Annotated in this window: 11 protein-coding genes; 2 read left to right on the top strand and 9 right to left on the bottom strand. The window is 59.5% G+C overall.

The features are described from left to right. Positions 1-12: 12 nt before the first annotated feature. From P5205_21005 to P5205_21045, 9 genes are all read right to left on the bottom strand, one after another. Positions 13-4,395 carry a fibronectin type III domain-containing protein gene (locus P5205_21005; protein HSA12843.1) on the bottom strand — a complete coding sequence of 1,461 codons (4,383 nt, stop codon included), beginning with the start codon at positions 4,393-4,395 and terminating at the stop codon, positions 13-15. Next, on the bottom strand, positions 4,392-5,954 hold the full coding sequence (locus P5205_21010; GenBank protein ID HSA12844.1) for a hypothetical protein: 1,563 nt from the start codon (positions 5,952-5,954) through the stop codon (positions 4,392-4,394). Before P5205_21010 ends, P5205_21005 begins: the two co-directional genes overlap by 4 nt. Positions 5,955-6,002: 48 nt before the next feature. After that, entirely contained in the window at positions 6,003-8,561 is a 2,559-nt protein-coding gene (locus P5205_21015; GenBank protein HSA12845.1) for a discoidin domain-containing protein, read from the bottom strand. Between the two features lie 179 nt (positions 8,562-8,740). After that, on the bottom strand, positions 8,741-9,550 hold the full coding sequence (locus P5205_21020; GenBank protein ID HSA12846.1) for a prepilin-type N-terminal cleavage/methylation domain-containing protein: 810 nt from the start codon (positions 9,548-9,550) through the stop codon (positions 8,741-8,743). Then, on the bottom strand, positions 9,547-10,425 hold the full coding sequence (locus P5205_21025) for a DUF1559 domain-containing protein (GenBank protein ID HSA12847.1): 879 nt from the start codon (positions 10,423-10,425) through the stop codon (positions 9,547-9,549). The genes P5205_21020 and P5205_21025 overlap by 4 nt, the downstream gene beginning before the upstream one ends. 87 nt (positions 10,426-10,512) lie before the next feature. Further along, positions 10,513-14,079: an autotransporter-associated beta strand repeat-containing protein gene (locus P5205_21030; protein ID HSA12848.1), complete on the bottom strand. Its 3,567-nt coding sequence runs from the start codon at positions 14,077-14,079 to the stop codon at positions 10,513-10,515. Positions 14,080-14,399: 320 nt separating this feature from the next. After that, positions 14,400-15,965: a FecR family protein gene (locus P5205_21035; protein HSA12849.1), complete on the bottom strand. Its 1,566-nt coding sequence runs from the start codon at positions 15,963-15,965 to the stop codon at positions 14,400-14,402. An 8-nt stretch (positions 15,966-15,973) separates the two neighbouring features. After that, a complete protein-coding gene (locus P5205_21040) occupies positions 15,974-16,516 on the bottom strand; it encodes a sigma-70 family RNA polymerase sigma factor (GenBank protein HSA12850.1) in 543 nt (180 codons plus the stop codon). A gap of 76 nt (positions 16,517-16,592) precedes the next feature. Continuing rightward, positions 16,593-17,324 carry a prepilin-type N-terminal cleavage/methylation domain-containing protein gene (locus P5205_21045; protein HSA12851.1) on the bottom strand — a complete coding sequence of 244 codons (732 nt, stop codon included), beginning with the start codon at positions 17,322-17,324 and terminating at the stop codon, positions 16,593-16,595. 416 nt (positions 17,325-17,740) lie between these two features. On the opposite strand from P5205_21045, the gene P5205_21050 reads away from it, so the two are divergent. Both P5205_21050 and P5205_21055 read left to right on the top strand, forming a co-directional pair. Beyond that, the gene (locus tag P5205_21050) at positions 17,741-20,119 is read left to right on the top strand and encodes a glycoside hydrolase family 95 protein (protein ID HSA12852.1); all 2,379 of its coding nucleotides are present in this window, start codon (positions 17,741-17,743) and stop codon (positions 20,117-20,119) included. Positions 20,120-20,287: 168 nt separating this feature from the next. Continuing rightward, a complete protein-coding gene (locus P5205_21055; protein HSA12853.1) occupies positions 20,288-21,721 on the top strand; it encodes an alpha-L-fucosidase in 1,434 nt (477 codons plus the stop codon). The last annotated feature ends 124 nt before the right edge of the window (positions 21,722-21,845 follow it).

Here is a 21,845-nt window from a genome sequence, read left to right on the forward strand (position 1 = left end):
CAGTGCAGGCATTCAAGGGGACCTGAGAACTCGATAAAACCGTTGGGCATAACTTGTTGCGTTCGTATCGGTCCAGCCGAAGGGCGAAGCCGACGGCACTGTGGAGTAGAGGTTATCCCAATCCAGCAGGTTCGTGGAACCCTCAAATGTGTAAGTGAAGCCCACGGCGCCCTCAACGAGGAGCATCGGTTGGTTGTTGCTCAATCCCGCAATGGCGATGGTAGGCGGAGGTGGAGGCAACACACACGTCCCCCGCACGATAGCCGAATATGCTCCCCAAGCTCCTCCGGACGCCTGGCAGCGGACGCGGTAGTAGTTGGTGGCGACCAGCGGGGCCTGATCGAGATAGCTTTGCGTGTTCGGAGGCAGTCCGACGGTGAGGACCGACCAGTTGCTGCTGCCGTTGGGCGAACGTTCAACGGAATAGGCCGTTTCATTGGCGGCAACGTCCAGCCAGGTCAGAAGGATTCTGTTGGTGTCGCTCGTGCTGGCGGTCAAATATGCCGGTGTCTGCGCCAGCAGGGCAGAGCATTGCGCCAGGACCGCGGGGGATGTGTTGGTGGAGACTGTGGCCGTAAGGCGGTAGTAATAGCTCGCCTGCAATAGCCCGCTGTCGCTGTAATTGGTCGTCGTCGGGGAGAGCGTGGTGGAGATCGTAGTCCAAGTGGAATTATCAGGAGAGCGTTCGAGTTTGATCGCTTCAGCAACCTGGGATTGGTTAACCCAGGATAAATCGTTTTGACTTGAGGTAACAGAAAGCGCGGTGAATTTGGCCGGCGGATGCAGTTTCGTCAGGGCGGACGCCGCGGCTGCCGCCGAGAGGTTGACACCGCCCACCGCTTGAATGGCAAAGGTGTACCGAATGTTCTCGTCGAGAGTGGAGTCGGTATAGGTGTGGCCCGTGAACCCACTCCAGCAAGGGGGCACAGTGGCGACTACCAACCAGTTCAAGCCGTCCGCGGTGCGGGCGATGCGGTTAGCGGTGGCAGTCACGGCGTTGTCGGTCCACGTCAATTGCACTTCGGTATCTGACACTGCTGTTGCGGTGGCGGCCGTGGGAGCCTGCAGCCATATATACTTCGTGTCCGGCGCAGCCGGCTCCGAATAATCGGAAGAGTTTGAGCTGTTAGCGGCTTTGACGCGATAAAAGTAGGCGGTGCTGGTGTTAAAGGAGTTGTCGACGTAGGAGATCGTATTGGCCGGGAGCGATGCCGCGAGAATCACCCACCCGTTGATATTATCCCAGCGCTCGACCGAATAGCTGGTTTCGCTCTGGGAGTTATCCAGCCAATAAACCGTGGCCCGCACAGCCGAATTCGAATAAACACAGATGCTGAGCGGGGTGCCCAGTTTTGTGTTGGCGGAAGCCACAGCGGAGGGCGGCGAGGCGTTGGTACCGAAGGCGCTTCGAGTGCGATAATAATACAAAGTGCCCTCCGACAGGCCGCAGTCAGACCATGCAGTCGAATCAGGTGGAACAGCCGTCGTGCTGGTTGTCCAAACAACCGAGTCGGTGGAACGCTCCACTCTCAAGTCCGAGGCGCCCGCCGCGTTGTTGGTCCATGAAAGCTGAATTGTCGAGCTGCTGACGGAGGTTGCCGCCAACCCGGAAGGCGACACCAAAGACAACGCGGAGCTTGCAAGCGCGTCCGTATAGGCTGAATCGGTTGCTCCTTTGCCGCACTTGATACGGTAATAAAAGGTCGAGCCTGAACCAAGCCCCGAGTTGGTGTAGGAGGTAGAAGTTGGGGCAAGGTTGTTGGCAAGCACGGTCCAGTTGGCGGCATCAGGCGAGCGTTCGACAACGATCCGAGAGGCGTCGGACGCAAGGTTCACCCAACTCAGGATGACGGAGTTGCTGGAGCCGGTCATGGCCGTGAAGAGAGCGGGCATGGAAACGGAAGTGCCCGACAAAGCCGCCAGCGCCCGGGTGCCTGCCGGCGTGGAATACGAGCGATAATTGCTGTTAGAAGGATCGATGGCTCCCACCCTAAAGAAATGCCCCGCGGCGTTGGCAAGGTTCGAGACAGTATAACTGGACGAGTTGGCTGGCGCGGACCAATAATTGTACCAGTTATTCCCGCCATCGGCCGACCATTCGATGATGTAGCTGGCTTCGGTTTTCGAGACATCGATCCACGTCAGGCGGATTGATGTGTCGCTTTGAGCGGTGGCGCGGAGGGTGGAGGGGGTCCGCGGATAGGTCCGCACAGGGACGGGCGCGGAGTAGTAGTTGGACGGCCACGCGCTGCCGGCAGGCTTGATGCGGTAACAAAACCAGCTTTGTTCCGCCTGGGTGTTCGTATAACTGGTGGCGTTCCCGTCGAGGTTGGCCAGGGTAGAGAAGCTCGTGTTATCCTCACTGATCTCGATGGTCCATCCGGCCTGGCCCAGACCGGGATTTTTCCAGTACAGCACGGCCCGATTGTCAACAGCGCTGCCCCGAAGGCCGAAATCTTTTCCCTGTGCGATCACCCAGTTGCGAGAATCATAAAAGACGGCGTTTGTTCCATCCCGCACGGAAAGCTCGCCCCCGACTGGTTGCGACATCCAGGGATTCTGGAGCTGCGGGCAGTTGTATTTGCGGGCGATGTTCACGTTTGTGCCATTGACGAAGGAATCGCCGGCGAGTGTTTTTTGCAGGGTGTTTCCGAAGCGATCTGTATAGACGATGGTCTGTTGATTTGAGCCCGTAAGCACGGGCGGGCCGCGCTGAAGGATCGCTGCACGAAAGGCGGCCAACCGTTCCTGCGGGGTGTTGCCGGGGAACTCCTCCGGCAAGGCAGTTTCCAGCGCCATGCCCGCCATGCCGTTGGCCGCGTTTTTATAGACGCGAAATTCGCTGTCGCCCTGTTTGTACGCCGAGTACTGGGTGAAGGGCACAGTGGAAAGATCCCAGGCAAACGGTTCCATCGCGCTGATGGCGATGAGAACATTGTTGTTGTAGGCAAGGTACAACCGGCCATCCGTGCGGCTGTCATTGATCACCGCCTGGTAACTGCCAGGAACGAAACAAAGCAAATAAGGATAGAAGTTCGGACCCCATCCGTTGGTTGAAGCCATGATGACCTGGGTGCCCTCATGTTGGAACCATTGGGTCCAGTTGTCCTGCACGCCATGGCAATGGAGGCCCTGATCGGTCCCGTCGTCCTCAAACGGGCTTGTCACCCACAGGAAATTCCAATTGTTGGCGTTCGGTTCGATCCACATCACTCCGCCGCCGTGGGTCTGCTTCATTTGCCAGCCTGAGGAACCGTCTGTTTGAACGCAGAACACCCCGTAGCGCTTGTTGTTCCACGTGCAAGGGTACAAGTGGTAGTTTCGCGAGAGACAGACAAACGGTTGCGAGCGATCCGTCGCGGCGTTGATGACCGAGTCCGGAAGGCGGTTCACAAAATCGGTAGTCTGTTCCAGCCCCGCGAAAGCGGCCGTGCGGTTGCCGCTGGCATGGTAAGAGGGAATGCTTCCGCCGAAGTGCAGCCACATCAACTCCGGCCCGCCATAAAGCCTTTGGGTGTAGGTATCCGGATAGGTCCGGCCAGAATAGACCGCCGGGGAGCCGGCGACCCAGAAGCCGGAATACTGTGCCATGCCAACCTGGTAAGCCATGAGCGCCTTGGTGCGCAGCAAGGGGTCATCCGAGTACTTTGCCACGCCCATGAGGGGAATGAGGTTCATAGCACCGTAAGGAACCGAGGCGAACTCGCTGACGCCACTGTTGATAATCGTCGCGTACCGGTTTGCCAGCCATGCGCCATTGGCGGCGTGGCTTACGCCGTCCGAGAGGACGTCTCCATAAAGCTGCGTGCCGAAATAATGGATCGTCTTTGCCAGCAGGCTCAGGTTGGCTGTGCTTTGATTCCACAGCCCGGAACCGATGCCGAGCACTACCTGGCGAACATTGTTGCTAACGCCGGGAGTATAATAATGTCCGAAACGCATGGTGCAGTGCATGATCGAGCACCAGGGCTGGAGAAAATTCGCAGGACCCGGGTAGGGCAATTGCGGAAGATAGTTTTTCGCGCAATGATTGATGACGGTATTGCCATCTTCAATCCGGCCGCTCAAGAAAAGGATTTCCGCCGCATAACCCGGCTGATCGCTGTAATTGGCGATGATGGTATTTGTGCTGAGTGCGGCGACCGTTTCCCGCACCGCCGCTGCTCGTTGTTCGAATGTATCATAGCCCACCCCGCGCGCAGGGACGTAGGCAAGGGCCATTAGGGCCATAACCGCCCCGAGTACGCGTCTCAGACTCTCACATTGGAACTCGCCGAAGTCGGGAGCGCGGACATTCTTGTCCGCCTGGAGGTTGGCAATGCGCGCGACGGCGGACAAGAATGTCCGCGCTCCGATAACCGTCACGAATTGTCTGAAATGGTTTAACAACTTCATGGCCGCGGTTGCGATGTCGCTGGATGTGTCGTGATCGAGAAAGCGTCGATCAGCACATAGTTCGTTCCTGTGTTCACGATGCGGATGGTGTGAGGACCATCGGCCAAACCCTGGGCGCTGAATACGGGAATTCGGGCCAGGCGCGGCCAGTTTTCCAGCTTCAGGTCCACTTTGCCGCGCGGTTCGCCGTCAATAAACACCTCAGCGGTTCCCTCGTCGCTGTAGCGCTCCGTCAGCCATTCCACACCTGAGCTGTTAAAGGTCAACTCGACGGCATCTCCCGGTGACGCGCTCACGTGCACATCATCCATGAAGTCATGGTAACCGCGGTTAGTGCTGGCCTGCCAGTTGCCGAAGTAACGAACAAACGGATGGTCGTCGTTGACGAGCGTCGCGTGAGGGCGAGGACGTGTTCCAAGCACCAGCGGGATGCGCCACATCTTGTAGAGGCCGGACGGTTTGTCCTCGAACTGGCACCCTGAAGTGAACAGGGAAAGCAGCACATCATCGCCGCGCTTCTCCTGGTACTTGGCGCAGAGGTTGGGGCCGTACATGTTGCCGGTGGAAAGAAACCGATCGCTGAACGATGAAATGTAATTCCACGGCCCCCATGGGTGGGGCGCATCGTAAAACTCGTAAACGACCTCGTTCGGAGCAAACCACTTTCTCAGCGTCGGGGTGACGTGCCAGGAGACCAAGAGGTAGCGATTGAGCGCGGGGATGAACACGGGCGCTGTCCAGCCGAGCTTGCCCGGGAGGCTCAAAATGGGTTTGGCCAGGGTGATGTCGGAGCGCCATGAACCTTCGTTCATCGAGTTGCCGCCGGAATAATACTGCCAGTCAGCGGCGTTCAGTTTTGGCAGGGCGCTTCTCCGGACTCGCGCGAGAATGAAATCATCGCCGCCATTCCAAAAGCCGTTGTTCGACAGGGCGTAAACGAACTTGTCCGCCTGGTCCCGCGTCACTGAACCGCCGTTCTTGCCGAAGTGGAAGAAGCCAGGCGCGCCGAAGCGCGACCCGGGCCACATGGGAGATTTGTAATTCTCCGAGGCGCTCCGAGTCCAGGTTTGCCCGCGGTCCGTGGATTTGATCAGGCTCGCATTAAATGAAGTTTGGCGCAGGATGGGGTCCTTCGACTTATTGCCGTAAATGTTTCGGGCAACGAAGGCATAGAAGACGCCGTCCACGCATTCCTGGCCGCACACTTTCCATGTGGCGCCATCCGGTTCGGTGGCGTTTGCTTTGCCGTACTCCTCCATGGGATTGATGAGGCTGCCTTTGAGGCTCAATAGGTCCGGCCCGGTGAGTTTGTTGAAGCAAATGTTCATGGCCTGTGTGCCGAAGCCGCGGCCATCACACATGAAATGGTAAAGCTGATCGTCGTCCGCCCAGAACGGGTCGGCCGTGTCGCCATTGCTGTCGTGCCACTTTTGAAGCTGGTTCAGCTCGGGGGTGACCGAGAGGATGGGGGTGTTCACCGCATCCTCGGCGGCACTTGGGAGCGGAGTCAGAGCGGGGAAGAGCAGCGCGGCGATCAAAAACAATCTGCCAAAGCGCATATTCTTCGCGGGGGTTGGAGATTGTTGCTATCCTGTTGCATAGCGGATTCAAGGAGAACGCAGGCGGAAGAAAACCGGGTTGGAGGCTGAGTCAATGGCCATATTTGTCGAGGTGACGCGGTCAGAGCCGGGTAATGTGCTCCAGCTTCCAAGAGAGTTGGTGGTCGTCTCAAGCCACCAGCCCTCGTAATCCGACGCCCACGAGAGTCTCATCACGCCAGCAGTAGCTTGAAAAGCGATCCGTGGCGGGGTCGTAGGCGCGGTGTACGGGTAACCGAAGACCTGGAACTCGGAGGTGTTCAGCGTTCCTGCCTGTGTTTTGGTCAGGCGCAAATAGCGAAAACCGCGCGGTTTGTTGATATGTCTAAGGAACGAATTGGCATAGCCCGTTGTCTTATAGGCAAACGGCACGGCTCCCTGCTCGGCAAGCACAGTGCAGTTGGTGAACCCGGAGTCATTGGCTCCCTGCACCTCGAAATGCGCACGCGCCGCCGGCTGGTTCAGGTCGGTGCGCGCGGCAATCTCGATGCGTTGTATCACGTAGGAGGCGCCCAGGTCCACCGCCCACCAGGCGTTGGTATCGCCACTGGCCTGATGCCACATGGTGCCGTAGTTCCAATCCACCGCAGCCGAGGGCGGCATGCTCGAATGCCATTGGCTGGAAGCCCAGGCGTATTTGCCCCGAGCCAGATTTGTTCCTGCATAAATCCTGCTCAACAGGTTGGTGTAGGCGGGCGCCACACCGGCGGCATTAATGATGTCCCTCGCGGCGGCTGGAGGAGAACCCAGGGTGAATTTCGTGAAGTCGATATTGGTCGCCAGCCCCATGGTCCAGTTCACGGTCGCATCCGTGAAATTGCCAATGGCCACATTCACGTTGGTCTCATCGGTGAGATAGCGCACCCATTTGCAGCCGAGAACGCCTGACTTAATGTTGCGCACCACATTGCTGGTCCAGGTCCAACCGTAGCTGTAGTTGTCCTGGTACAGTCCGCTGACGTTGTTGTAATTGATGCCGCTGGGAACATTGAGGTTGTTGACGTCATTGGCGAGAACGTGGCTCTCGGGCCAGACCCCAAAGCTGTAGATGAAGCCTCCATCGCACTCGCCGTACCGGGTGCCTCCCATCACCATTGCGATTCGGTTGGAAGCCACCACCGTTCCGCCCCATCCGTCCGCGGGCAGATCGCGGATTTCGTTGCGCTGGTGAAATCCCATGTATTGGGCATCGGCCATGTCGTTGCGGAGCACCCGAAAGCCAAAGTGCTGGAGATTGTTCACCAAAGTGCCTCCCAGGTAGTCCATTCCGATGTTGCGAATGACGTTGTCTGCCACGATGGTGTTCGAACAGATCTCCTGGTATGGAATAGGGTCGGCCTTTGTGCTGCGTCCGCCAAGAACCGCGGCGCCGGTAAGGTCGTAAAACAGGTTGCCCTGAATGAGTGTGTCGCGCGCTCCGTTGTAAGGTTGGATGCCGCAACTGCCCTGATACCGGATGGTATTTGCCACAAACTGGATGTTCGCGGTGTTGTTTAAGACAATTTGTCCAGGGACCTCGTACCTGAAATTCTCGTTCGAGACGGGCACTATCTGCTCGGGGGGCAGCGCCGGGAACATCATTTCCGCCTGAATGCCGCCAATGAAATAGTCCCGGGGGAAGAGCCAGTTGCCGTGTTCGAAGGTGATTTCCTGGAAACGCAGGTTCCTTACCTTGTTCGAGGTGGAAGAGCCCGTAAATCTCAACAGGGTTTCAATCACGGGTGCATAGACTTCCACTGTGGTCATCTCCTCGAAGGAATACGGGTAGTAGAACACCTGTGCTGTCACGCGGTCCAGGTACCACTCGCCCGGCTCGTCCAATTCCTCAAATGCATTGACTACCATCCACCAGTTGGTGGCGGCAAAGAGGTTCGGATCGTCGCTTGGGCCCCAGCCGAACCGATCATAACACAACTGGCAATACGGCTGTTGCAGCCCCAGCTCGATGAAGCCGCTGGCGCTGTTGGTAGCAACGCTCACAATCGGGAATTCATCCACCGCATAATAAGAAATGTGTAGCAAGCGCAGGTCGCGCAGGTTGAAGTACGACTTTAAACCGTTTGTCGGGGCAAAGGCGATGCCATCGCAAGTCTGTAAGGTGGCCGGATCGTCGAAGTAATCCGCGCCCTTGATCCAGTCCGAGCTGGCGCGGCGGGCGCGCACGCCATTGACATAGAGTTGCCGGAAGTAGTCGGCGAACCCCGCGTTGGTGGGCACACTGGCGACCCAATATGATTGGCCCGGCACCGGCATCCAGCCCGTGACTGGTTTCCCGCCGGAGACCACAGCTTGCTCTCCGGGATAGGAACGGTAGGTGATGAAGAACCCGCTGGCGGCGGAATCGGCTGTGGTAAACTCAAGGGTGTTGGTCAGCTCATACCGCCCGCCGCGCAGATAGACTACAATCTCGTCCGACTGGTTCGTGTTGGCGCCCGATGAGCGGATGTGATCCCGGGCTTTGGCGACGGATTGCCAGGGCTGCGTGGCGCTGCCATGGCCGGAGACATCGTTTCCGGAGGGCGAAACGTAGAAGGCCAGTTCCGCGCGCGAGATGGTTGCCAGCAGCAAGACAAGGCCCCACAGAAACCGTGCCCAACAGCCCGAATCGGTTCTTTTGCCCCCGCTGAGGCGGGGAAGAAGCCGGGCACGACGTAAGCGAGGATAACACACGGGTTCGAAGCGCAAAGTCACTCGGGGGTTAGCCACTAACAATCTTATTCGTCCAGGGCGCGGGGTGAACGGTAGGCTTAGGGCACACGTTTAAGGCTGGCACGACGGGGTTCGAGTTCACCGAGATCTTCCTGGTAAATGTAAAGCTCACGCACGGGATTCCATGAGTGAAGGAACACCATGTTCTTGCTGGCCTTGATCCAGCGGGCCGAGCCATCAATGAAGACCTCGTTGGCTCCAGCGGGGAAGTTGCGGTTGCCATCACAGTGCGCGGGGAGCGTTGACCAACCGCTTCCGGGCCAAGTGGGGAAGCTCCAGTTAACCCCGTCGGGTCTGGCTACAAGGTCGGCTGCGAGCATCCACCCGGGCTTCGCGGTGGCGGTCTTGATTGGGCTGCAGGACTTGAACTTGCCCAGGTTGTTTTGCCACTGCGGAATTCCTCCGTAGTATTGGAAGCCAATCAGGAATTGTTTGTAAGTAGCGTCATAGGCTGGAAATTCCGGCCGGTTGGCGCAGGCCCAAACGCTCCGGGTATTCGTCGCAGTTACGTTCAGGCCCAATGTCTTCCAAGACTCAACGGAGAAGTCGTCTTGATTGAGCTGCAAGGGCAAAAGGCTGCTGCCGGCGGGAACTACTTTGTCCTGATTATCCACGGCATACGTCAATACCGCCACCCCAAGCTGTCTAAGGTTGCTGACGCACGTAGTGCGCTTTGCCTTTTCTTTAGCCCGGCTGAGGGCCGGGAGCAGCAAGGCGGCCAGGATCGCGATGATGGCGATCACCACCAGCAGCTCGATTAGGGTGAAGGCCTTTCCGGAATGCGGGCCGGGGCCGGAAGGCGTTACTGCCGGAAAAGTGACTGTTGAGGATGTGGACGAAGGCGTCATGGCTTCAAAAGGGAGAGGATCGTTTGAAAATTCTGCGCGTTCTGGCTGGGGGCCGGGTTCCACAACGCCGGGTTGAACGCCGCGGGCGTGGCGGAGGCGCTGACATGCTGGTCGCCCCAGAGCACGTTCAAGGAGGGTCGGTCCCGGCCCGCGCTGTGCGTCAGCGACGTCAGCGCGGTGATCAGGTCCGTCATCGCGGGCTGCGTGGGCGTCAGTTCTGAGATCTTCGTGGCAATTACATAGTTGGTGGTGGTGTTGCCCCGGGCCGCCGACTCCGGGTAGTACAAATAGCCGGCGCGGCAATTATTCTGCGCGCCCGGTGTGGTGTTGTCGTAAGCCGGCCACCGGCCTTCGGGTGTCAGGTAAACTTCGTAACTGCCCGTGGGCACGCCTGCGGAGCCGGCGCTTGGGCAGTAATAACTCTTGCCGGCGGTAATAATCTTGCTGGTGAAATACAAAGCGTGCTGCATCGGGACCCCGTTGACGGGATCGTTAAAATTCACCGGGGTTCCGGAAGGCCCGCCCACGGCATGACGGCCCGCGTTGCCAACGAGAAAATAGCCCCAGGCCGGATATTGAAACAGGTTGACGTTTTGCGGCGGGAGCCTGTCGTTGTTATCCGAGCCATAGATTACCGTGCCCACCCCCATTTGCTTGAGGTTATTGATGCAGGAAATCCGCCGGGCCCGCTCCTTGGCGCGCGTCAGCGCCGGCAGCAACAGCGCCGCCAGAATCGCGATGATGGCGATCACCACCAGCAGCTCAATGAGCGTAAAAGCTGCCTGAGGACCGGCCTGGGAAGTGTCATTCCAAGAATCCTGCTCGGCAGGTTCATTCAGGCGGACCCTTTGTACCGCATGGTCAATGGCGGTCATGGTTCGGCTGCCTGATAATTGCCTGGCGCATATAACGGCGGGGCGGGAGCGGCGCTGGCGCCGCTCCCGCCAGTTACGGAACCATTACTACCAAGGACGGCGCATACGGTAAAACACGTTTACCTGCTGCGAATCCAGCGGGACGTCCAAGGTGGTTGCGTTGTCCGATCCCGGCACGTCATACCAAGCGTTCGAGTCGGTAACGCTTACGGAATTGGACTGGATGAGCCACCCGGCATATTCGGGTGGCCAGGTGAGGGTTAAGGTCGTGCCAGTTACGGTATAACTGATGTTGGTTGGGTCATTGGCAACAGTCGACACGACGCGCAGGACACCGCTGGTGGGTTGGAACACCCACTGCAGATCTGGCGAACTCAGCGTGGGGAGGGAATTAGTGGCGAAATTGCCCGCGGTGGTTGTGGCACTGAACAACTGGAAGTGGTCGCCGAGCGCAAGCGTGCCGGAAAGATTGGTCACCGTGAGGGTGCCGCCATAGGTGAGGGTAGTGATGTTGGTGACGGCATCGCAGGTGCCCAAGTCCTTGTTGATTTGGATCTGGGTGAAGCTGTCGGCGGCCAAAGTAAGCTGGTTCTTGAGTCTGAGCGGGCCGACGTCAATGTTCTGCGGAGCAAGCGTGGCACCCGACTGAATAGCAACCGGACCGTTGATCGTCCCGTGTCCGCCCAAACTGCCGTTGATCACTGTCACAGCGGACGCGTTTGCGAAGGTTCCATCGACCAACAGCACGCCGTTGCTGACGGTGGTGGTTCCGGTGTGATAGCAACCGCCGGTCAGGGTGAGCTTGCCGCTGCCGACCTTCGTCAGAGCAAATTCCCGGTAGCCGGCACTATTCGCACCGATGACCCCGCCGTAGGAACTGTCGGTGTTTAGCGCGCCAATCTCGAAAGTGACGCCGGTGATGTTCTGCGCAATGCCGATCATGCCGCCGCCAGTCCCGCTGGTCAAAGCTCCCATCCTGACGGTTGCATTATTGGCCCCAGCCCAATTGAGGAAGGTGCATGAGGTTGTGCGGCCTTCCGTATAAACGATGGCGCGGCTGAAGTCGCTGGCAGCGCCCTGGATTGTCAGGTAGGTGGAGGACGCGCCAAGACCATTCCCGTATCCGAGAGTGCCGGAGAATCCGCTCCAATCACCTGTCACGGCAACCGATTTCCCGCCACTGGTGCCGGTCCGGCCGAAGTAGGCTACCCCCGCTCCGGTGAAGTTGCCGGTGAAGGACGCTCCTGCAGTGGTAGCGTTCTGCAAGTATAGGGTGCCCGAAGCGATGTGGACGTTGTTAGCAAGTGTGTAATTATCGCTCAACGCCAGGGTGACGGTGTTGCCGGCACCGCTGTCGTTTGTGATGGCTCCGGAGCCCAGAGCCGTGGCGCTGCCCATGGTGACGGTCGCGGCGCCAGCAGGACTGAAGGTGGTGCCGCCGGCGTAAGAGTTGGCACCGCTGAGAGTCAGCGCTCCGACACCCGTTTTTGAGAGCTTGCCGTTGCCGCTAATCGCCCCCGAGCAGGTTTGTTCCGACGGATTGGCAAATATCAATGCCGCATTGTTGGCGATGTCGCCCGCAAGTGAGCCGTTGACCGTGGTGCCATCGCCAAGTTGCAGCGTTCCGCCACTCAGCGTGACTGGTCCGCTTATGGTGTTCCCTGTGGCCACAGTTAGTGTGCTGGGGCCTTTCTTTGTCAGGCTGCCAGCCCCGATGAGATAGCCGCCGCCCGCGAAGCTATACGTCTTGTTCGTGCTGTCGACCGTGATGGAATAAGGCGCGGGGGTTGCGTTTAAAGTTATCGCGGTATTCGGACCGGTAGCTGTATCATCAAAGACCACCGGGGGGCCGCCACCTCCTGTCTCGGTGTAATAGGCGCCAGTTTTCCAATTGGCGGTGCCGGAGATATCCCAATCGCCGTTCACGGTTCCATCCCAGACCAGAGGCGGGTTTTCCACATAGACGAGGATGGTTCCGGTCGCGGTGTTGTTGGTTAACGTGGCATTAATGCCCGGTGGAGGTGTGAAGCTGAACGCAGCCATCTGATCTGCGCCGAGGGTGCCGTATTGAATTAACGGCACCAACCCGACTGTCCCCTGCAACCCGATCAGGTTCAGGGTGACGGCGGTTGTGGGCTCGAACGCACCAGCGACCGTGATTACCGGGGTTGTGGGGTTGCCCAAGGTGCTGAAGTTGAGTTCGAGTGTGGAGCCTGCGGCAGCGGCAAGCGAAGACACGTTCAGAGTCGCGCCCGCGCCCGCTACCTTGACTGACAGGGTGGCGCCGCCGGAAACTGAATAAGCTCCTGCCCCGGTGCTCGCAGTGGTCGTGGCCAGGCGGCCGCTGTTGACCGCCGCCCCTGCATAGGCGTTAGCTCCATTTAGATTCAGCGTGCCGCCGTCGAAGTTGATTGTCACCGGGCCTGTGAAGGTGTTATTCGCGTTCAGATTCAGAGTTCCGGTTCCAGCCAGAGTCAGCCCGTAGCCGTTGCCTCCGTCACTGATAATGCCGTTGAGGTTATTTGTGCCAGCCTGAACGGTCGCGGTTTGCGTCGCTCGAAGTATTATTGGGGCGGACAGGGTCAGTGTCCCGGGGCCGGCTTTGCTCAAATCCAGCGAATTGCCTCCGGCAATCGTAGTATTGGTAACGGAACCGGCCAGAGCCAACTCGTTGGCATTGCAGGTGATCACTGGATTGGCTGCGGTGACGGTCACGGGATAGTTGCCAAAACCCAATGACATGTAGCCGGAGAATGTAAAATCGCCGGAAATCGTCAGCGGGGTCGCGGTGGCGAGCGCTCCGCCCACGCCGCTGTTTATTGTGCAGCCGGGCCCCAGCGTCAATGGCGCGCTGGCACCTGAAGCCCCCAGACAGTTCGCGTGCCACAGGACAAGCTGGCCGCCATTAACGCTAACTCCGCCTGATACCCCTCCCGCACTGGCATTGAGGATATCTAACCGCCCGCTGTTCAAGACAATGGCGCCGGTTGTCAGCGAGGCGTTGTTGTTGAGATACCGAAGTTGTGTGGCGCCAGCCCCACTGAGGGTCAATGTCCGACCATTGAGCGCGGTGTATTGAGGCGATGCGCTCGGGTTGCAGTTCAGAGTGTTGTTGAGCCCGATATAGAAAGCCTGGTCGTTGTCCCGGATCTCGACCGTTCGCGTGCTGATGGTCAGTTTGCGCGCAGTGCCACTGTCATCCATCACAACACCGTACAGGGTGCCGGGGGTTTGGTTCACGTTGGCACCATCCACGCCCTCGATCAGCGCATAAGAGGCTGTGCCGCCGCTCGTGACGGTTATGTCTTTTGGTGACCCGGAAGCCCACCACGCGCCTAAATAGTAGGCGCTGTTCGGGTACGTGGGCTGCCGTGACCCGGTGAAGGTGGATTTGAAGCCTGCTACGTCCGTGTTGGCCGCGGCGCCACCGGCCGGCGAACCGGTCGTCCAGTTGGCGGTAGTGGCCCAGGCAACATTCGCGCCGGCCCCGCTCCAATCGGCCGAGGCTGCCTGTGCGGCGAAACCGCCGGCAGCGAGGAAGACTGCCGGCAGCAGCCGGAGCACGACGTGGGGCAAAAGCAGATGCTTGGCGGAGCGGGAACCCGGTACAGAGCCGGCATGGGGAACATTTATCAATTCCAACATTATCTTCATAGTGGTTTTGTGATGTTTGCGTTAATGCGAGTTACTTTTCAGCGGAATGCCGAAAACGATGCTGTTGCGGTCCGTGGGCCAAATTCTGCGACTGGCGATTGTCGTCGGGATGGTGGATCGCTGGTGGTTGGAAATGAAGGTGGCGGGGGCAATCCCTAACCCCCGCCACCTGCCCCATCTAGTCTGTCCCAACCCCAAATCCCGATAGTCGGGCCCCACAGGTCGCAAGCTGGCTCGTAAGCCGATGCCACATAGCCATCGCCAGCATTCGCGCAAGCCTTTCGGCTGATCGCCCCAGTCGTCTTTCGCGTGAGCGCTGTTCATGGGTTGCCTGCACCGGAAGCTGCCACGGGTGCGCCGCTGGCCGCCGGGAGAGCGGCGCTGCTGGGCTGGGGCGGAAAACGCACTTTCACCGAAATGGAATCCGCATATTGGCCTGTGAACACTTTCCCCGGATGGATCTTGACCTTCCGGCCCCAGGCGCCGATGTGCAGGAGCAGGGATTTGGCTTCCGGCGCCAGTGGGGAAGTCAACTTAAGGCAGTGCCACTTATTCGGCTGGCTGCCTGCATAGAACCGCCCGGCGTTCTTGACAAGCTGCTCGCCCTGGTCCGGCTCCTCATTCTCGTCCACGGGGGCTTTTCGCTTGGGCACGGTCCACGCCGCGGCCGGGGTTCTGAAGACTTCGAGATTCATGCTGAACATGTCCCGGGTTGTGTCAGTCGGGTCCGGCTCTCCGGGGAGGGTGCAAAACCACGCCTCGACCTCGACGACTCCGGCGTTGGTCCCAAACTCGTCGCGAACGGCCCCCAAGTCCACGAGCTGGAAGAGGTCGGAGACGCCCCGTGCGACCCGCTCCGGAGGGGGAGCCTTGCTGTCCTGCCTGGCCTCGCCGCGAACGAATTCCAACATCCCGCTGCCCGTATGCGGCTCAATGCCATTGGTTGAGGCGGTGATCTGGCAGATGTCACCGTGCCAGCGGCCAAAGGGTTTGGTGATCCGGGCGTCAGCATAGGGCCTGGCGCCGGGCTCGAAGTCGCCATCGCCCAAGAGGTTCTTGGTAACCCGCTCGGGCTGTGGGTAAAGCCCGGGACGAGGCGGGGCGGGTTTGATCGAGGCCGTTGCGGGGTCCAACAGAACCGCGCCACCCTGCTTGACCGATTCTTCATTTCCATTGCCGGCTTTTGCCGGCCGCACATCTACCTTCCCCTCAAAGACCCGGGTCTCGGTGACGCCGTTCGACGCCACGTTCACGCCGAAGCGCGTGCCGCGGTCAATGATCTTGCCCGCGGGAGTTTCGACCGTAAAGCCGACCGCCCGCGGCGGCACCTCGGCGGCCATTTTGCCGCTCCACATGACGAGGCGGTCGGGCTCCGCCAGGTCGAATTGTGCCGGACCTTCCACCACCACCGTCGCGCCGTCCAGAAAGGCGAACTCGACCATGCCGGACGCGAGTTCGAGGGGACAATTGCGCAAGTTATCGCCAGGCTTGGGGGCAGGAGAGCCAGAGGCCCATTTGGCATCTATCGCCTGCTGCACCTGGCAAACGAACACGCGGGAGGGTTGGCTGGCGCCCGGCCGCGAGAAGAAGATCCAAGCCGTCACCAGCACAGCGACTACCGCGGCCGCGGCGGCCAGCCGCCAGGCCCAGCTAAACCAGGCCTGGGGTAGTGTTACTACGTTGCTCGGAACCGGGGGTTGGTCCTTCTGCTCGTGCCGCAGCAAGGCCCAGTCGGCCAGACCGCCTTCCATGTCGCAGTAGAGGAACCAGAAGCGTCGGGCTTCGGGGCTGTTTTTAAGGCAATCCTGCAGGCGGCGGTGGTCCTCAGGGGCCAGCGTCGCGTTGTGCATGTCCACAAAGAGCCGGGCGAGTTCTTCTCTGTTCAAATCTTCCTTCATACGATGTCGTGGCCTGCCAACCGGCGCTCGATACATTGGGCCAGGAGGCGGCGGATCACATTCAGTTTGTTGTAAAGTGTTTGCGGGGCGCGCCCGAGCTGGGCGGCGAGCTTGGCGATGCTGCCTTGCTCGAAATAAGCCTCTTCCACCAAATGGCGTCCCGAGTCATCCAGCTTCTCCAGGCACTGGTCCAGGGCCTCCCGCCTCGAATCCCCTTCCTCCAGGTCGGGCAGGCGCTCGGCCGCCAACTTCTCGAGCAGCTCGTCGTCGAACCAGAGGCGGGAACGGGCAGCGACGCGCTGGAAGTTGCGGACTTCGTAGAACGCGACGGTGCTGGCCCAGGCGAGAAAGTTGGTGCCCGGCTCGAAGGTGTCGAACCGCCGCCAGAGAATCAGGCTGACGCGTTGGAACACGTCCTCGGCATCCTGGCGGTTGCCCAGCAACGAAATCAGATAGGCCAAGAGTCGCCGATGCGCCTCGTTGAGCAGTTGCACAAACAGCTCGTGGCGGTCGGCTGACGACTCAGGCACTTCGTGCATCACCTTAGATACGTATGAAGGGGTTAATATCTACCGAATTTGCTTCCCGCCGATTAGCAGGAAACTGCTAATTCATCTAGTTCATATCTGCGCCCTGCAATCCGTTGGTAGTCCAGTCGAAATTATAACCGCCGGTCCTGCCGGGGTTGAGCTGCCGGAATCGCGCGAATTGCGAGTGACCGTCAACGAACATGAGGCAGAGGCCTTTTTTGCCGTGGCCGACGGGGACGTCCACATCGGTAGTGCCGGCGTAGCAGGCACTTTCAGCCTTCCGAGTCGGATACCGCACTTCGGCCAGTTTATGAACCCGTGGGATCATCCTGGTCTCGTCACCGTAGAACTGGTAGTAATAGTAATACGAGCAGGGGAAGAGGAGTTCGTTGGTGGATATGCCGGCGGTGGAGCCCCCTACCGAGACCCAGTCGAAGTTCCAGCCGCGCCTGCTATCGGCCAGGCAGCGAAAGAAGCTGCGGTTGTTGGTGCTGACGTAGGAATCGTAGAGCTTCAGCAGATCGACAAGCGGCATTTGCGCCCAGTTGCGGCCAGAGCTGGGAAAGCGGTCCGAGTTGTCATTCAGATACATGAGGCTCGTCAGACCCAACTGATGGAGATTAGAGACGCAGTTGACGAGCTGAGCCTTGGATTTTGCCCGGGCGAGGGCGGGGAGTAATAGCGCCGCCAGAATGGCGATGATGGCGATGACGACCAGCAGTTCGATCAGGGTGAAAGCCCGCTCTTGTCGGCGGCATTGAGAGGTTGAAGCGGGGCAATCAGTACAGCCCGGATTCGGTTTGTGTGCGTGTTTCATGCGACTGGCTGATGGCTCAAGTGTACCTGAATCCATCTGGTTAACGTAAGAACCCTAGTAGTTTTACCAGCCGAATCTTGCTGTGCTGGGCTGCGCCCCAGGTCGAAGGGGGGTATGAATGCGCTTTCTACGGTAAGTCGACGTGGTTTGATACGTTACAGGGGTGACAGCCCAAGCGCTTAATAGCAGAGTTCACCTGACGCAAAAGCCCAAGGGCACGAAAGTTGTATTCGTGCAGCTTACTGCAAGGGCGGGCGCAGTGCCGTCGTGCGGTGGCCGGCGGTGGGGTCTTTGGGCATGTATCTACACCGTTTCGGCCGTTGTATTTTACCGGCTGCAGGGGTAGTTGAGTGCACAGACAGACTATGTTCCGGCCAGCCAGTATAACGAGCTTTCTGCGGTGCCTGACCGCCCCAATGCTTGCATATGGGTGTGCGGTGTGGGGATTCGTCGTTTGCGCGGCCGAGCCGGTGATCTGGTTCCAGGGGCCCGCGACGAACTGGAACGAAGCCCTGCCGCTTGGTAATGGCAGGCTGGGGGCGATGATCTTTGGCGGGGTCAGCGAGGAGTGGCTGCAACTCAACGAAGAGAGCCTCTGGGCGGGGTGTCCGGCGGAGGCATATCCCGCGGATTTCAGCAACCATATCGCCAAAGTGCGCCAGTTGCTCTTCGCCGGGAAGAAGGCCGAGGCGCAGGCCTATGGACTGCAGCACCTCACTGCCACGCCCACATCATTCCGTTCATACGAACCGCTGGGAAATCTGTGGCTGAAATTTGGCGGCGCGGAAAGCAGCGAGTTGTATCGGCGAGAGTTGCTATTGGCGGACGGGCTCGCACGAGTAAGTTTCAGACGCGGTAGTGCCACGATCACGCGCGAAGCGTTTGTATCCTCGCCCGACGATGTGTTGGCAGTGCGGGTGGCAACCGATCAACCCGGCACGCTCGATTTCATAGTAGGCCTCACGCGCCAACGGAACGTCACGGTAAAGTCCGCTGACGGCGGACGCTTGCAACTTGATGGTCAGATTATCGATCAAACGAAGCAAGGAGGCGGGTACGATGACAATCCTGGCGGGTCTGGCCCGGGCGGAGCCCACATGAAATTTGCTGCACGGTTGCAGGCGCGGGTGGACTGCGGAATAGTGCGGGCAGGCGAGCGCGAGCTGCAAATCACCGGGGCAACCGAGGCAGTGCTCCTGTTCACTGCCGCCACCGACTACAATCTTGCCCGACTGACTTTTGATCGCTCGATCGATCCCGGCCAGCTCTGCGAGAGCATTCTGGCCCGTGCCGCGAAGGAGACTTGGGCGCAGTTGCGCGAAGCGCATCTGGCTGAGCACCGAGCTTTGTTCAACCGGGTTTCCCTTCAGTTGGGCACGAACGATCCGGCCTTAGAAGCTTTGCCTACGGATGCACGACTCGCGGCGCTGGGCAACGGCGGCGACGATCCGGGCCTGGTCGCGCTGCATTTCCAATTTGGCCGCTACCTCTTGCTGGGCAGTTCCCGGCGGCCTGGGCGGTTACCGGCCAATCTGCAGGGCATCTGGAACGACCGAATGTGGGCCCCGTGGGAATCTGACTATCACCTGAACATCAATCTCCAGATGAACTACTGGCCCGCCGGCGTGGCGAATCTGCCGGAAACGGTCGATCCGCTGGTGGATTGGTTTGAGTTGCTAACGCAACGCGGGCGGGAGTCGGCGGGGCAACTGTACGGCTCCGGCGGCTGGGTGGCCTTTCACGCTACCAATCCGTTTGGACGCACCACGCCGAGCGCCTCGACGCGCGAATCGCAATTCCTCAACGGCGTGCTAGACCCGCTGGGGGGCGCCTGGCTTGCGGCACAGTTGTTCGATTTCTACCAGTTCACTGGCGATCACGCATTGCTCCAGCGGATTTATCCGTTGTTGAGCGGCGCGGCTGAGTTTGTACTCGATACGCTCGTGACTGCGCCGGATGGCGCGCTTGTCATCGCCCCGTCCACCTCGCCGGAAAATTCCTATCTCGATCGGCAAACCAAGAAGCGGCTGCGCATCACGGCTGGTTCGACCTATCACATGAGCCTCGTGCGGGCGATCTTCGATGCGACGGATCGCGCGGCGGCGATTCTCGGCACGGACCAACCGCTGCGCCAGCGCATCGCAGCAACTCGGGCGAAACTCCCGCCGATCGGGCTTGGACACGATGGCCGTCTTTTGGAATGGGCCGAGCCTTATCAGGAAGTCGAGCCGGGCCATCGCCACATTTCGCATCTCGTTGGCCTGCATCCCTTTGACCTGATCACGCCTGCCACGCCGGAACTGTTCGCCGGGGCGAGAAAGGTGCTGGATCATCGCCTGGCAAATGGGGGCGGTGGCACCGGTTGGAGTCGCGCGTGGATGATCAATTTCTTCGCCCGGTTGCAGGACGGCGACGCGGGGCGCGAACATTACTTGACTCTGCTGCGGCGTAGTACGTTGCCTAACTTGTTCGACAACTGCCCGCCGTTCCAGATTGACGGCAACTTCGGCGGATGCGCTGGTCTCGCAGAAATGTTGCTGCAAAGCCACGAACGCGCACCCGGCTCCGAGCCGGCGGATCAACAGTTCGTGTTGCATCTGCTGCCCGCCCCGGCCAAGGCGTGGCCTTCCGGCGCCGTCAAGGGTCTGCGAGCCCGCGGCAATTGCATCGTGGATATCGCCTGGAAGGACGGACGGGTGACGGATTACCGGGTTGCGTCCGACCAGCCGCGGGAAGTCAAGGTGCGCGTGAATGGCAGACTCCTGAATGTGAAGCCCGACCGTTCAAAACCATAAGAATGGCGCCGGCGGCTGTTGGCGGCGGCTTGACCACTGACATGAGCATGGAAACCACCTCTCGCTGGCTGCCAAGCCGTTCATCGTCGCGGCTCCCGTGGCCAACGGAGCGGGCTTCTAGCGCGTCGGTGCGGTTCCATGATTTATGAGATTATGCTGAATACCAAAATGAAACTAACACAACTCGGCCTCACCGCCGCTCTGGCCTTGACGTTCCTTCTGCCTGCCACCGCCGCTCAAAACCATCAGGCTGCCGGGGTCGAAACCCTAGAACAGCGCAATACCCGCATGACGTGGTTTCGCGAGGCGAAGTTCGGCCTGTTCATTCACTGGGGCGTCTATTCCGTCCCCGGCGGCGAATGGGGCCGCAAGACCAATTACGGCGAGTGGATCCTGGAGCAGGCCAGAATCCCTGTCAGCCGCTACGAACAGTTTGCGAAAGAGTTCAACCCGGTAAAGTTCGATGCCAAGGCCTGGGTGAAAACCGCCACGGACGCGGGCATGAAATACATCGTGATCACCTCGAAGCATCACGACGGCTTTGGAATGTGGCCGTCCGCGCTGACCGACTGGTGCATCAAGTCTACGCCCTTCCAACGCGATCCGCTGCGCGAGCTGGCACATGAATGTCAAAAGGCCGGCATCCGGTTTTGCGTCTATTATTCCATCATGGACTGGCATCACCCGAACTGGGGCCTGCGCCGCGCGTGGAACGACACCGCCACCGGTACGCCGGACATGGATCGCTACACCGACTATCTGAAGGGCCAACTCAAAGAACTCGTCACCAATTACCGTCCGAGCATTCTGTGGTTTGATGGCGAATGGGAATCGGCCTGGACGCACGAACGTGGCGCGGACGTCTACAAGTATTTACGGGCGCTGGATCCGAAACTCATCATCAACAACCGCGTGGACAAAGGCCGCGCGGACGCGGACGGCATGTCCACGAATTCAGTCTATGTCGGCGACTACGGCACGCCGGAACAGCAAATTCCTCCGCGCGGTTTCGGTCCCGGCGTGGACTGGGAAAGCTGCATGACGCTGAACAATCATTGGGGTTATAACAAGCACGATGATAACTGGAAGTCGGCTGAGACCATCATCCGCAACCTCTGCGACATCGCCAGCAAGGGTGGCAACTATCTGCTCAATGTCGGCCCGACGAGCGAAGGTCTCATTCCACAGCCGAGCATTGACCGGCTCGCCGAAGTCGGCACGTGGCTAAAAGTCAATGGTGAGGCGATCTACGGCAGCGGCCCAACGCCCTTTGGTGACGCCCACGGCAAATTCAGTACTACAGAAAAGGACAAAAGGGGCGACCCGAGATTCATCCCCGTCTGGGACTGGCGCTGCACCACCAAGCCCGGAAAACTGTATGTGACGGTATTCGACTGGCCCGCGTCGGGAGGACTCAAACTAGCCGGCCTGCAGAGCAAGGTGAAGAAAGCCTTCCTGCTCGCCAACGGGAAGAAGTTAACGGTGGACCAAACCGCTGCCGGCGTGACCCTGAAACTGTCGGTGGAAACCCCGGACAAAATCGCCTCCGTCGTCTGCCTCGAAATCAAGGATCCGACTGCCAAGGTTGCACCGACAGAATGAAATTGATGAGACGGAAACTCATCGTTTCTGGCGGCCAAGGTTCCAGACCGAGCGCCCGGCGGGACTCTATGGGCCTGATACGGTTTCCATAGTTGTTCACAACGACGCGGGGTGCGGCTCTCGG

It is taken from the genome of Candidatus Paceibacterota bacterium (genome assembly GCA_035452965.1).
In the GTDB taxonomy this organism is placed as follows: Bacteria; Verrucomicrobiota; Verrucomicrobiia; order Limisphaerales; family UBA8199; genus UBA8199.

Coding starts and splice junctions, on each gene's coding strand:
- P5205_21005 (HSA12843.1), bottom strand. CDS start 4,395: ATGAAGTTGTTAAACCATTTCAGACAATTCGTGACGGTTATCGGAGCG.
- P5205_21045 (HSA12851.1), bottom strand. CDS start 17,324: ATGAAACACGCACACAAACCGAATCCGGGCTGTACTGATTGCCCCGCT.
- P5205_21025 (HSA12847.1), bottom strand. CDS start 10,425: ATGACCGCCATTGACCATGCGGTACAAAGGGTCCGCCTGAATGAACCT.
- P5205_21010 (HSA12844.1), bottom strand. CDS start 5,954: ATGCGCTTTGGCAGATTGTTTTTGATCGCCGCGCTGCTCTTCCCCGCT.
- P5205_21040 (HSA12850.1), bottom strand. CDS start 16,516: ATGCACGAAGTGCCTGAGTCGTCAGCCGACCGCCACGAGCTGTTTGTG.
- P5205_21055 (HSA12853.1), top strand. CDS start 20,288: ATGAAACTAACACAACTCGGCCTCACCGCCGCTCTGGCCTTGACGTTC.
- P5205_21050 (HSA12852.1), top strand. CDS start 17,741: ATGCTTGCATATGGGTGTGCGGTGTGGGGATTCGTCGTTTGCGCGGCC.
- P5205_21030 (HSA12848.1), bottom strand. CDS start 14,079: ATGAAGATAATGTTGGAATTGATAAATGTTCCCCATGCCGGCTCTGTA.
- P5205_21020 (HSA12846.1), bottom strand. CDS start 9,550: ATGACGCCTTCGTCCACATCCTCAACAGTCACTTTTCCGGCAGTAACG.